Source organism: Bordetella genomosp. 6 (assembly GCF_002119705.1).
Lineage (GTDB): Bacteria > Pseudomonadota > Gammaproteobacteria > Burkholderiales > Burkholderiaceae_B > Bordetella > Bordetella bronchiseptica_F.
Genome location: NZ_CP021107.1, coordinates 100,790 through 113,882, shown reverse-complemented (window position 1 = coordinate 113,882; position 13,093 = coordinate 100,790). Strand labels below are relative to the sequence as shown.

Here is a 13,093-nt window from a genome sequence, read left to right as displayed (position 1 = left end):
TACCAAATCCTTGCCGGCGCCAAGATTTCAGTATGAGAAAGATAGACGCTTATCCGCTGACCGCCGTTGCGGGCGCGAGGGCAATGCCAGATACTGATTTCGACCGGATGCAGGCGGTCGACGGCGCGCGATGCGGCGCGGACCGGCACCGGACCACAAGGCCCATGGCCATATAAAAGTTCGCGCAGGCGACGACCCGAGGAGACTTCCATGAACATGATCAGGCTGCTCGCCGTGATCGGCATTTTCATCGCCGCGGCGGGCATCGCGGCGCCTGTCGCGGCCGAAACCTATCCCGCCCGGCCGATCCAGATGATCGTGCCGTTTCCGCCCGGCGGCAGCACCGACGCGATGGCGCGCGTGCTGGCCCGCACGCTGCAGGATTCGCTGGGCCAACCCGTCGTGGTGCAGAACCGTGCCGGCGCCGGCGGCGTGATCGGCACCGACGCCACCGCCAAGGCGGCCGCCGACGGCTACACCATATTGCTGTCGTCGTCGGCGCCGCTGGCGGTGGGCCTGAGCCTGATGCCCAGCATCCCGTACAAGGTGCTCGAGGACCTCGTGCCGGTGTCGATGGTGGGCGACGTGCCCCTGGTGCTGGTCACCAACCCCAAGCTCAAGCTGGACAGCCTGGACGCGCTCATCACCCAATGCAAGGCCAGGCCGGGCGAGGTCACGTTCGCGCTCAACGCGCTGGGTTCGCAGGCGCACCTGCTGACCGAACTGTTCCAACTGCGCACCGGCACCAACATCAACATGATTCCCTACAAGGGATCGGGTCCCGCCGTGGTGGACCTGCTGGGCGGCGTCGTGTCGGCCGATATCGAGAACATGCCTGCGGTGCTGGAGCACATCCGCTCCGGCAGCCTGCGCGCGCTGGCCATCCTGTCGTCGGAGCGCTCGACGCATTTCCCGGCCGTCCCCACCATGGCGGAGCTGGGTTATCCCGAATTCGTCGCCTCGCCATGGTTCGCCGTCATGGCCCCCAAGGGAACCGACGCCAGGGTGATCGGCCTGCTCAACCGCCACATCAACGAGGCGCTGCAGTCCAAGGCGGTCATCGAGGCCTTCGCCGCCCAGGGCGCCACGCCGGTGATCGCCACGCCGGAGCAGACCCGCGGCTTCATCGCCGAGGAGATCCAGCGCTGGGCCGGCGTAGTGCGCGAAACAGGAGCCAAGCTGAAGTAGCGGCAAAGACGGCCAACGCGCCGTTGCCGCCTGGCCGCCATCATCCGGCGGCCGTATTGGCGTGCCATCCACGGGCCCGTGCGCGGACGCGTCGCACGAAACCTCCGATTCTTCCGCACATTACGCTGCTGCAATGCGACGCGGCGTCAACGCCGCTTCGTCGCAAGGCGTCTCGATGGTACCGGTCGCAGTCCGGATCCTGCCGATCCTCGCGCCATGAGGCCATCCGCAAAATATGCGCCTGGGAAACGCAGAGGGAGCGAACGGGATGCGTTGCACGCGGGCAATTCGCCAAACCGCGAAAAAAAAGTGGCTGGCGTATCTGGCGATACTTGCCGCCACCGCGCCGATGGCCTCGCCGTCATGGGCCGACGACCCACCCGCCACCGTATACCGCTATGACTCCCGCCCGCCCGAGGACGTGTTCCAGAACGGATTCACGGCGTGGGGAAGCAACGACAATGTGGTCGAACACCTGATCGGACATTCCTGCCAGGTCGGCAACAGCAACAGCGCTTTCGTCTCCACCACCAGCAGCCGGCGCTATACCGAAGTCTATCTCGAACATCGCATGCAGGAAGCGGTCGAGGCCGAACGCGCCGGCAGGGGCACCGGTCACTTCATCGGCTACATCTACGAAATCCGCGCCGACAACAATTTCTACGGCGCCGCCAGTTCGTACTTCGAATACGTCGACACTTATGGCGACAATGCCGGCCGTATTCTCGCCGGCGCGCTGGCCACCTACCAGAGCGAATATCTGGCGCACCGGCGCATTCCGCCCGAGAACATCCGCACGGTAACGCGCGTCTATCACAACGGCATCACCGGCGAGACCACGACCACGGAATATTCCAACTCTCGCTACGTCAGCCAGCAGACTCGCGCCAATCCCAACCCCTACACATCGCGAAGGTCCACAGCGTCGATCGTCGGCACATTGGTGCGCATGGCGCCGATCACGGGTGCTTGCATGGCGCGGCAGGCCGAGAACCCCGAGGCCATGGCAGCCTGGTCCGAGCGCGCCGGCGAGGAGATGGTTCTCGTGTACTACGAAAGCATCGCGTATTCGTTCTAGACCTGGCCCAGCCCCGTCCAACTCCGGTAAGTCAACAGCATGCCGATCAGCCGCAAGACGCTCTGCCATTTCCTGTCCGTTCTGCCCTTGGCCTGCCTCGGATTTCACGTGGCGCGGGCCTCCACGCCAGGCATCGTCATTCCGCCGCAGGAACAGATTACCTATCACGGCGGCCCCTATGGACGCTGCGCGAACAAGACCCGCGCCCTGACCGTGGCGGAATTGCGCGGCAGCAGCGATCTGCAGGAATACCTGCGTCATGTAACGCGCGGCTGGTCAATATTTGCGCTTTACGACGGCACCTATCTCGGCGGCGAATATGGCGGCGTGATCAAGGACGGAACGCCCGGCGGGGCATTCAACCTGAAATCGACGTTCTGCATCATGACCACGCGCAACACGGGTCAACCCGCAACGGATCACTACTACAGCAACGTCACCGCCACGCGCCTGCTCGCCAGCACCAACAGCAGGCTATGCGCGGTCTTCGTCAGAAGCGGGCAACCGGTCATTGGCGCCTGCACCAGCCCGTATGACGGCAAGTATTGGAGCATGTACAGCCGGCTGCGGAAGATGCTTTACCTGATCTACGTGGCCGGCATCTCCGTACGCGTCCATGTCAGCAAGGAAGAACAGTACTACGACTACGAAGACGCAACATTCGAAACCTATGCCCTCACCGGCATCTCCATCTGCAATCCTGGATCATCCTTATGCTGAAACGATCCTCCGCCCCAGCCGCCGCCCCGATACCAGGCGGCACCACACGGGCGCGCATGCGCGCCCTGGCGTCGATGCTGGCATCCGGCGCGATGACGCATTCTTCCCCCGCCCTGGCCAACGTGCCTTATGTGCTGGTGAAGACCAATATGGTGGTCACCAGCGTGGCCATGAAGCCGTATGAAGTGACCCCGACGCGCATGCTGGTGTGCGGCGTCGCCGCCAAGCTGGGCGCCGCGGCCAGCAGCCCGGACGCGCACGTGCCGTTCTGCTTCGGCAAGGATCTAAAGCGTTCCGGCAGCAGTCCCATGGAAGTCATGTTGCGCGCCGTCTTCATGCAACAACGGCCGCTGCGCATGTTCCTGGGTCCCAAGCAACTCGTTTTCGAAGGCAAGCCCGCGCTCGAACTGATACGGATGGTCGAATGCAGCGGCAAGCAGGATTGCCCCTGAAGGCGAACCCCATGCATACCATCGCATCTATCCTGTTGTCCGTGCTCGGCATATACGGCCCGGCCGAGCTCGCCGGCCTGCCGACCCATCTGTACAAGAACTTCACTGTCCAGGAACTGGCCTTGAAGCTGAAGGACAGGAATCAGGAGTTCTGTCTGACCGCCTTCATGCCGGGCAGAAGCCTGGTCCGGGCGTGCCTGTCCGACGCGGGACACGAGCAAGACACGTGGTTCGACACCATGCTTGGCTTTGCCATATCCGCGTACGCGCTCAAGAGCCGGATCGCGCTGACGGTCGAAGACTCGCCGTATCCGGGCATGCCCGCCGATCTGCTCGAACTTCAGATCTGCCCGCTCAACGGATATTGCGAATGAATTCTTCTGGAGGTTTCCGCATGCCCGTGCAATTCGCCTGAGATGTCCTCCCGCCTTGGTTTCACTCCGGAAACACCGCAACATGCCGATCAACAGCAAGAAGCTGCTTCATCACGTTCTGCCCATTCTGCTGCTCGCCATCCCGGGCATCCGCACGGCCCTGGCGAACGCACCGAGCATCGTCATCCCGCCGAAGGCGCTGCTCACCAAACAGGGCGGCGCCTATGGACGCTGCCCGAACGGAACCCGCGCCTTGACCGTGGCGGAACTGCGCGGCAACGCCGAATTGCAGACGTATCTGCGCCAGATAACGCCCGGCTGGTCCATATACGGTCTGTATGACGGTACGTACCTGGGCCAGGAGTACGGCGGCGTCATCAAGGACGCGCCGCCAGGCGCGGGGTTCATTTATCGCGAAACTTTCTGCATCGCGACCATGTACAAGACCGGGCAACCGGCTGCAGATCACTACTACAGCAAGGTCACGGCCACACGCCTGCTGGCCAGCACCAACAGCAGGCTGTGCGCGGTCTTCGTCGGGAATGGCCAACCGGTCATCGGCGCCTGCACCAGCCCGTATGAAGGCAAGTACAGAGCCATGTACGACGTGCTGCGGCGCTTGCTGCACATGATCTATATGTCCGGCCTTGCCGTACGCGTCCACGTCAGCAAGGAAGAACAGTATTACGACTACGAAGACGCCACATTCCAGACCTATGCCCTCACCGGCATTTCCCTGTGCAACCCGGCGGCGTCGATATGCTGAGCCGCCTGCTCGGAGCTGTTCGCCTGCCCATGCCCTTCCTTGACGGATACCGCGAATGAACACATCGAAAGACTGGAGAACACTGCTGTCGCGCCTGGCCCTCATGTCTGCCTGCGCCCTGTTGTCCGCCGCGCTGCCCGGCCTCGCCCAGGCCGGCGGCGGGCTGCAGCGCGTCAACGACTTCATGGCGAGCATCGTGGTCGTACTGCGCGGCGCGTCGGTGGCCACGGTGACCATCGCCATTATCTGGGCCGGCTACAAGCTGCTGTTCCGGCACGCCGATGTGCTGGACGTGGTGCGGGTGGTGCTGGCGGGACTGCTGATCGGCGCATCGGCCGAGATCGCCCGTTATCTGCTGACCTGAACCCCGGGCGTATCGAGCATGCGCGATCCACTTTTCAAGGGATGCACCCGTCCCGCCATGCTGCTGGGCGTGCCGGCCACGCCCCTGGCGCTGTGCAGCGGCGCCATCGCGCTGCTGTGCGTATGGATCAGCATTGCATTCCTGGCGCTTTTCCCCGTGTTGCTGCTGACCATGCGAATCATGATCCGGCGCGATGACCAGCAGTTCCGCCTGATCTGGCTTTACCTGCGCATGCGCTGGCTGAGCCTGGACCGCACCCATGCCTTCTGGCGCAGCGCCGCCTATGCGCCGCTACGCATGACCACGCGCCGTCGGCGCGTCCGCGTGCCATGATCCGGCGCCGCCTGGCCGGTGCGGCATACGCGGCCCTTCTGGACAAGGAGCGCGCCATCGCCCCGTTCATCCCCTACAGCAGCCACCTGACCGCCGACACCCTGGCCACCCGGGAAGGAGATCTCGTGCGCACCTGGCGCGTGCGCGGCACGGCCTTCGAAAGCGCCGAGCCCGCTCACATCGCCCAGCGCCATGAACAGCTCAACGGCCTGTGGCGCGCCATATCCGGCGAGCGCATCGCGCTTTGGGTCCATTGCATCAGGCGCAGGACGCACGCCAGGCTCGATTCGCGCTACGACAATCCCTTCTGCCGCGCACTCGACGCCACGTACGCCGCCCGGCTTGCCGCGCAGCGGGCGATGACCAACGAGTTCTACCTCACCCTGGTGTATCGGCCCGACCACCGAGCGTTCGGCAAACGCGCATTTCGCGGCCAGGCCGATGTCCGCCGCCAACTGCTGGCCGATGTGCGGCGCGTGGACGAGATCGGAGCCCTGATCGAAACCACGCTGCGCAGCCATGGCGCGGAGCATGAGCAGGCCGTCACCGTACTGGGCTGCGACACGGACGACGCGGGCCGGCAGTATTCCCAGCCGCTTGCCCTGTTCGAGTTCCTGCTGACCGGCCATTGGCAGCCGGTGCGAGTGCCGGCCGGGCCGCTGGATGCGTACCTCGGTTCCAGTCGGATCCTCGTCGGCGCCGAAATGATGGAGTTGCGCTCGCCGACCTGCCGCCGCTACGCGCAGTTCATCGACTTCAAGGAGTACGGCACGCACACGGAGCCGGGGATGCTCAACGCCCTGCTGTACGAGGATTATGAATACGTCATCACGCACTCATTCAGCGCGATCGGCAGGCGCCAGGCGCTGGCGTACCTGCAACGGCAGCGCGCCCAGCTGGCCAACGTACAGGACGCCGCGTACTCGCAGATCGACGATCTCTCGCACGCCGAAGACGCCCTGGTCAACGGCGATTTCGTGATCGGCGAGTATCACTTCTCGATGATGATCCATGGCGTCGACCCCCGGCAACTACGACGCGACGTCAGTTCGGCCATGACGCGCATCCAGGAGCGTGGCTTTCTCGCCGCGCTGGTGACCCTGGCGCTGGATGCCGCCTTCTATGCCCAGCTGCCCGCCAATTGGACGTACCGGCCGCGCAAGGCCCTGCTGACCAGCAGGAACTTCGCCGGATTGTGCAGTTTCCATGACTTCTACGGCGGCAAGCGCGACGGCAACCCCTGGGGCCAGGCCGTCAGCATCCTGTCAACGCCCTCCGGCCAGCCGTTCTATTTCAATTTCCACCACTCCAGGCCCGACGAGGATTGCCGCGGCCAGATGATGCTGGGCAACACGCGCATCATCGGCCAATCGGGCAGCGGCAAGACCGTGCTGCTCAACTTCCTGCTTTGCCAGTTGCAGAAATTCCGCGCCGAAGGGGCCGATGGCCTGACGACGGTTTTCTTCGACAAGGACCGGGGCGCGGAAATCTGCATCTGCGCCATCGATGGACACTATCTCCGGATACGCGACGGCGAGCCGACCGGCTTCAATCCTCTGCAGCTGCCCTGCACCGACCGCAACGTCATGTTCCTGGACACCTGGCTTGCGGTGCTCGCGCGCGCGCACGGCACGCCGCTGACGGCCATGCAGCATACGGCGCTGGCCACGGCCCTGCGCACGGTGCTGCGCATGCCGGCGCCGCTTCGGCGACTGTCCACGCTGCTGCAGAACATCACCCAGGCCAGCGCCGAACAGCGGGAACTGGTCAGGCGCCTGGGGCGCTGGTGCCGCGACGACGGCGCCGGCGGCACGGGCATGCTCTGGTGGGTGTTCGACAACCCGGACGACCAGGTCGATTTTTCCCGGCCCGGCAACTACGGCATCGACGGCACCGCCTTCCTGGACAATGCCGAGACGCGCACACCGATCTCGATGTACCTGCTGCATCGGATGAACGAGGCCATGGATGGGCGGCGCTTTGTCTATCTCATGGACGAGGCCTGGAAATGGATCGACGACCCGGCCTTCGCCGAGTTCGCCGGCGACCAGCAGCTGACCATACGCAAGAAGAACGGCCTGGGCGTTTTCTCCACCCAAATGCCAAGCAGCCTGCTTGGCGCGACGGTCGCCGCATCGCTGGTACAGCAATGCGCAACCGAGATCTATCTGCCCAACCCCAGGGCCGACCGCGCCGAATACCTGGACGGTTTCAAGTGCACCGAAACCGAGTACCAGTTGATCCGCTCGATGGCGGAGGACAGCCATCTCTTTCTCGTCAAGCAAGGCCAGCAGGCCGTCGTCGCGCAACTCGATCTCTCCGGCATGGACGACGAGCTCGCCATCCTGTCCGGCAACGCCAGGAACCTGCGTCATTTCGAGCAAGCGCAGGCATTGGCGCGCGATCGCGGCCCAAACGACTGGATCGCGCTATTCCATCGGCTTCGACGCGACGCGAATGCCGGTCTCGCCTGAAACCGCCATGGCCAGCTTGCCACGAATCCTGCTGATTGGCGCGCTTTCATGCCTGCTCGCCGGGCAAGCCGCCCAGGCGTCCGTGGGCGGGGCCGCGCGGCCTGCCGGCGACGCTAGCGTACGGATGCTGCGCGATGACCCGGCGCGGCGCGGCGTCTTGCTCGCCGCCTGCCGCGACGACCCCGGTCACCGGCGCGGTGAACCGGATTGTGTCAACGCCGAACGCGCCCAGGCGCTGCAGCAGTGGGAAGCGGCCGCCAGTGCCGGCCTGGAGGCCGCCTTCTCCCATTTTTCCAGGGCGCTGCGCAGCGCGGCGCCCCGGCGGATGGAGGCCGCGATCGTACGGCTGACGCGGGCGCTCCAGCCGCTGGCCTATACCATGGCGACGCTGCTGGTGTTGCTGACCGGCTACGCGCTGCTGGCGCGACGCCACCGTCCATTCGAATGGCATATCCGGCACGGCCTGCTGGCCGCGGTCGTGATCTCGCTGGCACTGTCTCCCGACCGCTACCTGTCCACCGTGGTGGCGGGCGTCCAGGATGTCGCGAGCTGGCTGAGCGGGCCCTGGATAGCGCCGGGCGGCGCGGCGGCGCGCGGCGGACTCGCGCAACTGGACCAGTTCGCCACCCAGGCCCAGGGCTGGGTCGCGCAACTGGCCGGCCAGGCCGCCAACGACGCCAACCCGGGCAGCGCCGTCAACTGGCTGCTCTGCGCCATGATCGTGGCCGTCAGCGCGGGAAGCTGGCTTTGCCTGGCGGCGGCCCTGCTGATCATGCCGGGCCTGATCGTCACGCTGCTGCTGTCGCTGGGGCCGCTCTTTCTCGTGCTGCTGCTGTTTCCCGCGCTGCAGCGCTGGACCAACGCCTGGCTCGGCGCGCTGGCCGGCGCGCTCGTCTTCATGGCGCTGGGCGCGCCGGCCGTCGGCCTGCTGTCCGATGCGCTGGCTGGCGCCTTGCCGGCCGGCCTGCCGCAGCGGTTCGCCACCGACCCGCTGCGCTCGGCCATGCTGGCGGCAACGCCATGCGCCACGGCGACACTCATGCTGCTGGCCCTGGTCCCGCTGGCAAGCAGCGTCAACGCGGGCCTGCGGCGCCGCCTGTGGCCCGACGCGGCCCATTATTGCGGGCTCGCGCAGACTCATCGACAGGCCGCCCCGCGCCATCACGCCCCCTCTCTGGCCGCGGCAGCCGCCGCGGGGCCGCACCAGGCCGGTACGTACGCAGCCGCGGCCACGCCGGCCCGCCCGGCCCCATCCTCCCCGGCGCACGCCTATCGGCAGTACGCCCTGGGCGGCGCGAGAAGGCCGCCGCCCAGGGTGCGACGCGACGACCGCCCTGCGCCGGCACCCGACCGACGGGTTCGTCCCCGCAAACCCAACCTGCCATGATCCACGCACACACCAACGCCAGGCTATTGCGCTGGGCCATCCTGGCCATCGCCCCCGTCGCGCTGACCGCCTGCGCCCCGGGTGGGCCGCCCGGCCTGCCATATCCCGACGGCAAGCCCCTGATTCCCATCAATACCGCCGGCCCCGAGCGAGAACCGTCATGCCAGACCCGCGCACCCTGACCCCTGGCGATGCGCACGACAGCCCGCATGCCGAGGCTGTCGTGGACTGGGAAGCATCCCGCCTGTACCGGCTGGCGCAGTCGGAACGCCGTGCGTGGACGGTGGCGTGGGCGGCGCTCGCCGTGGCCGTGCTGGCATTGATCGCCATCGCGACAATGCTTCCGCTCAAGACAACCATTCCGTACCTGATCGAGGTGGAAAAGAGCAGCGGCGCGGCCTCGGTCGTCACGCAATTCGAACCCGCCAGTCTCACGCCGGACACCTTGATGAACCAGTACTGGCTGACGCGCTATGTCTCGGCGCGCGAACGCTACGATTGGCACACGATCCAGCACGATTACGACTACGTGCGCCTGCTGTCCGCGCCAGCCGTCAGGCGCGATTACGAAGCCGGCTACGAGGCGCCCGATGCGCCGGACCGCAAGTACGGCGCTGGTACGACCTTGGCCGTGAAGATCCTCAGCGCCATCGACCATGGCAAGGGCGTGGGCACGGTGCGCTTTGTCCGGACGCGGCGCGACACGGGCGGGCAGAGCCCCGCCGAATCCTCGATATGGGTAGCGACCGTGGCGTTCGCCTACGATCAGCCGCGCGCGCTGACCCAGGCCCAGCGCTGGCTCAATCCGCTGGGCTTTACCGTCACCAGCTATCGTGTCGACGCGGAGGCCGGACAGCCATGACGGCGCGGGCGATGGTTATCGTCATGGCGGCCGCGGCGCTCCCGGCGCATGCGTTCCAGGTACCCACGCCGGGCGAGCAGGACGCCCGCATACAGACCGTGCAGTACCGTCCGGACGACGTGGTGCTGGTGCGCGCCTGGAACGGCTACGTGACGCGAGTGGTGTTCGGCGAGCAGGAAAAGATCATCGACGTCGCCGCGGGGTTCGCCGACGGCTGGCAGTTCAGCCCGGAAGGCAACGTGCTGTATATCAAGGCCAAATCCTTCCCCGCCCAGGGCTCGCCCGCGCAGGCGCCGGAGCCGGGATTGTGGAATACCAATCTGCTCGTCAAGACCGACCGCCGGCTCTACGACTTCGACCTGGTGCTTGCCAGCGCGGACGCGGCGACACCGCAGGCGCTGCAGCGCGCGCGCATGACCTATCGCCTGCAGTTCCGCTATCCGGCCGCGCCGCGGGCGGCATCCCGCGCCAGCTCCGTCAGCCCGGCCGTTTCCCCCGGCCCATTGAACTGGCGCTACGCCATGCAGGTGGGAAACGGGTCGGACGGCATCGCACCCATCGCTGCATACGACGACGGCCGGCATACCTGGCTCACGTTCAGACCGGGTCAGCCGTTTCCGGCCGTATTCGCGGTGGCGCCGGACGGAACGGAAACCCTGGTCAACCTGCATGTCGACAACCAATCACTGGTCATACACCGGGTAGCGCCGGTCCTGATGCTGCGATCCGGCGCCAGCGTCATCCGGATCGTCAACCAGGACGGCGATGCGTCCGCGTCCCCAGCCTTCGAATGCCATGCTGAACCGGCCCTCTAGTCCGGACGGCGGCCACGCGCACGCTTGGCCGCCGGACCCTGAAATCCCTGTTTTCGCCAATGGCGCGCATGCGCGCTGGCGTCCGCGACGCTGGATGTTCGCCCTTGCCGCCATGGTCCTGTCATGCCTGCTGGCAACGGGGATATGGCGCAGCCGCGCCGCCCCGCCGCGCGCCGCGCCACTGACCGTCGCGCCGGCAGGGCAGGCCCTGCCACCGGGGCGCATATTCCCGGTCCACCCACGCGAACCCGAGCCGGCGCCGCTTCCGGCAATGCCGGCGGCTCCCGACCCGGTCCCGCCGCAGCCGGAGCCGGAGCCGGAGCCGGCGCCGCCCGTCCCGCCCTCGCCAATCCGCGCGCCGTACGACTACGATCAACCGGCGCCGCGGCGCGACGGCGCGGCACTCAAGTCCGGCCCGGCCATGATGGTCGCCACGGCCGCGCGCCTTGGACAAACCGAGCAAGCGCGCATGGCGGACGACGGCGTGTCCGCGGATGCGGCCACCCTCATCGGCAGGAACGTCAGCCACGCAATCCATTCCGGGGACCGCGATTACCGGCTGCTGCCCGGCACGTTTATCGATTGCATCCTGCAGACCCAGATCGTCACCAACGTTCCGGGGCTGACGACCTGCATCGTGTCGCGGGATGTCTACAGCGCCAGCGGCAAGCGCGTCCTGGTGCCGCGTGGCACGACAGTGGTGGGCGAATACCGCGCCGACCTGGCGCAGGGGTCGCAACGCATCTACGTCACCTGGAACCGGCTGTTCATGCCATCCGGATTCACGATGGAGCTGGCATCGCCGGCCGTGGACGGAACGGGCGCCGCGGGACTGGCCGGCGTGGTGGACGACAAATTCGCGCAGCGTTTCGGCGGCGCCCTGCTGCTGAGCGTACTGGGCGATGCCGCCTCGTACATGCTGGCGCGCGCCACCGATGCGCGCCACGGCGTGAACGTGAACCTTACCGCCGCGGGAACGATGAACTCGCTGGCCGCCAGCGCCCTGAGCAACACGATCAACATCCCGCCCACGCTCTACAAGAACCATGGCGACCAGATCGGCATCCTGGTCGCCCGTCCATTGGATTTCTCCATACTCAGGAGGACGAATGAATGATGCCGCGCCGAGCCGGCAGGCATCGGTCGACTTTCACCTCGCGGCGCTGCGCCCCTGGCTGGACAGGCCGGACGTGGCGGAAATCTGTGTGAACCGCCCCGGGCATATCTGGTATGAAGACCAGGACGGCTGGAAGCGCGACGCGTCGGACGCGCTCACGCTCGATCACTTGCATGCCCTGGCTACCGCGACGGCCCGGTTCTGCGACCGCGACATCTGCCCGGAGCACCCCCTGCTGGCAGCCTCCCTGCCGGACGGCGAACGGGTACAGATCGTCATACCGCCGGCGTGCGAGCCCGGTACGCTGTCGCTGACCATCCGCAAGCCCGCCCGGCGCATCTGGCCGCTGGCGGAACTGTTGCGCGATGCGCACGAGCCGCCCATGGCCGCGGACGCCGGACAGGCGCCGCCGGACCCGTTGCGCGGCCTGTGGCGGTGCGGCGCGTGGAACGACTTCCTGCGCCAGGCCGTGCGCGCGAGCAAGGCCATACTCGTCGCCGGCCAGACGGGCACGGGCAAGACAACCCTGATGAACGCGCTGGGCGCGGAAATTCCGCCGCACGAGCGTATCGTCACGATCGAAGACGTGCGCGAACTGCGGCTGGACCCCGCCACCAACCATGTGCACCTGCTGTACGGCCACCCGACACACGGCACGCAGGCCTGCGTGTCGGCTTCCGAGCTGTTGCGCGCGGCGTTGCGCATGGCGCCCACGCGCATCCTGCTCTCGGAACTGCGCGGGGGAGAGGCGTTCGACTTCATCCAGGCATGCGCGTCCGGACACAGCGGCGGCATCAGCACCTGCCATGCCGCCAATGCCGCCATGGCATTGCAGCGGTTGACGCTGATGTGCATGCAGCACCCGAATTGCCAGGCGCTTCCCTATGCCGCGCTGCGCTCGCTGGTCGAATCCGTGGTCGATATCATCGTGGTGGTGGAGCGCCGAGCCGGGCAGGGGGCCCGGCGGCGGATCGCCGATATCTGGTATCGGGACGCCCTGCCGGCTCCATGAGCGGGCCATCTGCACGCTTCGCGATTTTCGTGCATAATTGCGCCCCTCTACCTTTTCCCCGATAGCTCAGTCGGTAGAGCGACGGACTGTTAATCCGCAGGTCGCTGGTTCGAGCCCAGCTCGGGGAGCCAGATTCCAGAAAGCCCGGTTC

The 13,093-nt window shown here is 66.6% G+C and carries 15 protein-coding genes and 1 tRNA gene; all 16 read left to right on the top strand.

Features of this window, described 5'->3' with window-relative positions; genetic code table 11:
- The first annotated feature begins 210 nt into the window (after positions 1 to 210).
- The 16 genes from CAL11_RS00515 (at position 211) to CAL11_RS00440 (ending at position 13,073) form a co-directional block, all read left to right on the top strand.
- Entirely contained in the window at positions 211 to 1,188 is a 978-nt protein-coding gene (locus CAL11_RS00515) for a Bug family tripartite tricarboxylate transporter substrate binding protein (protein ID WP_086091823.1), read from the top strand.
- Between the two features lie 268 nt (positions 1,189 to 1,456).
- Complete coding sequence (gene ptxA, locus CAL11_RS00510; protein ID WP_086091822.1) at positions 1,457 to 2,266, top strand: pertussis toxin ADP-ribosyltransferase subunit S1; 810 nt, start codon at positions 1,457 to 1,459, stop codon at positions 2,264 to 2,266.
- Between the two features lie 39 nt (positions 2,267 to 2,305).
- Entirely contained in the window at positions 2,306 to 2,986 is a 681-nt protein-coding gene (gene ptxB / locus CAL11_RS00505; protein WP_086091821.1) for a pertussis toxin binding subunit S2, read from the top strand.
- Entirely contained in the window at positions 2,980 to 3,438 is a 459-nt protein-coding gene (gene ptxD, locus CAL11_RS00500; protein WP_086091820.1) for a Pertussis toxin subunit 4, read from the top strand. The genes ptxB and ptxD overlap by 7 nt, the downstream gene beginning before the upstream one ends.
- 11 nt (positions 3,439 to 3,449) lie before the next feature.
- Positions 3,450 to 3,812: a pertussis toxin binding subunit S5 gene (gene ptxE, locus CAL11_RS00495; RefSeq protein WP_086091819.1), complete on the top strand. Its 363-nt coding sequence runs from the start codon at positions 3,450 to 3,452 to the stop codon at positions 3,810 to 3,812.
- An 82-nt stretch (positions 3,813 to 3,894) separates the two neighbouring features.
- Positions 3,895 to 4,578, top strand: coding sequence for a pertussis toxin binding subunit S3 (gene ptxC / locus CAL11_RS00490; protein ID WP_086091818.1), 684 nt, complete (start codon positions 3,895 to 3,897; stop codon positions 4,576 to 4,578).
- A gap of 55 nt (positions 4,579 to 4,633) precedes the next feature.
- Positions 4,634 to 4,942: a type IV secretion system protein PtlA gene (gene ptlA, locus CAL11_RS00485; RefSeq protein WP_086091817.1), complete on the top strand. Its 309-nt coding sequence runs from the start codon at positions 4,634 to 4,636 to the stop codon at positions 4,940 to 4,942.
- An 18-nt stretch (positions 4,943 to 4,960) separates the two neighbouring features.
- Positions 4,961 to 5,275 carry a type IV secretion system protein VirB3 gene (locus CAL11_RS00480; RefSeq protein WP_086091816.1) on the top strand — a complete coding sequence of 105 codons (315 nt, stop codon included), beginning with the start codon at positions 4,961 to 4,963 and terminating at the stop codon, positions 5,273 to 5,275.
- The gene (gene ptlC / locus CAL11_RS00475; protein ID WP_086091815.1) at positions 5,272 to 7,749 is read left to right on the top strand and encodes a type IV secretion system protein PtlC; all 2,478 of its coding nucleotides are present in this window, start codon (positions 5,272 to 5,274) and stop codon (positions 7,747 to 7,749) included. The genes CAL11_RS00480 and ptlC overlap by 4 nt, the downstream gene beginning before the upstream one ends.
- Positions 7,750 to 7,756: 7 nt before the next feature.
- Positions 7,757 to 9,136 (top strand): type IV secretion system protein, encoded by a 1,380-nt coding sequence (locus CAL11_RS00470; protein ID WP_086094486.1) that lies wholly within the window; start codon positions 7,757 to 7,759, stop codon positions 9,134 to 9,136.
- On the top strand, positions 9,133 to 9,318 hold the full coding sequence (ptlI, locus tag CAL11_RS00465) for a type IV secretion system protein PtlI (RefSeq protein WP_033468337.1): 186 nt from the start codon (positions 9,133 to 9,135) through the stop codon (positions 9,316 to 9,318). The genes CAL11_RS00470 and ptlI overlap by 4 nt, the downstream gene beginning before the upstream one ends.
- Positions 9,297 to 9,998: a type IV secretion system peptidoglycanase PtlE gene (ptlE, locus tag CAL11_RS00460; protein WP_086091814.1), complete on the top strand. Its 702-nt coding sequence runs from the start codon at positions 9,297 to 9,299 to the stop codon at positions 9,996 to 9,998. Before ptlI ends, ptlE begins: the two co-directional genes overlap by 22 nt.
- The gene (ptlF, locus tag CAL11_RS00455) at positions 9,995 to 10,813 is read left to right on the top strand and encodes a type IV secretion system protein PtlF (protein ID WP_086091813.1); all 819 of its coding nucleotides are present in this window, start codon (positions 9,995 to 9,997) and stop codon (positions 10,811 to 10,813) included. The genes ptlE and ptlF overlap by 4 nt, the downstream gene beginning before the upstream one ends.
- Positions 10,794 to 11,930, top strand: coding sequence for a VirB10 family type IV secretion system protein PtlG (gene ptlG, locus CAL11_RS00450; protein WP_086091812.1), 1,137 nt, complete (start codon positions 10,794 to 10,796; stop codon positions 11,928 to 11,930). Before ptlF ends, ptlG begins: the two co-directional genes overlap by 20 nt.
- On the top strand, positions 11,923 to 12,942 hold the full coding sequence (gene ptlH, locus CAL11_RS00445; protein WP_086091811.1) for a type IV secretion system protein PtlH: 1,020 nt from the start codon (positions 11,923 to 11,925) through the stop codon (positions 12,940 to 12,942). Before ptlG ends, ptlH begins: the two co-directional genes overlap by 8 nt.
- A gap of 55 nt (positions 12,943 to 12,997) precedes the next feature.
- A tRNA-Asn gene (locus tag CAL11_RS00440) sits at positions 12,998 to 13,073 on the top strand.
- The last annotated feature ends 20 nt before the right edge of the window (positions 13,074 to 13,093 follow it).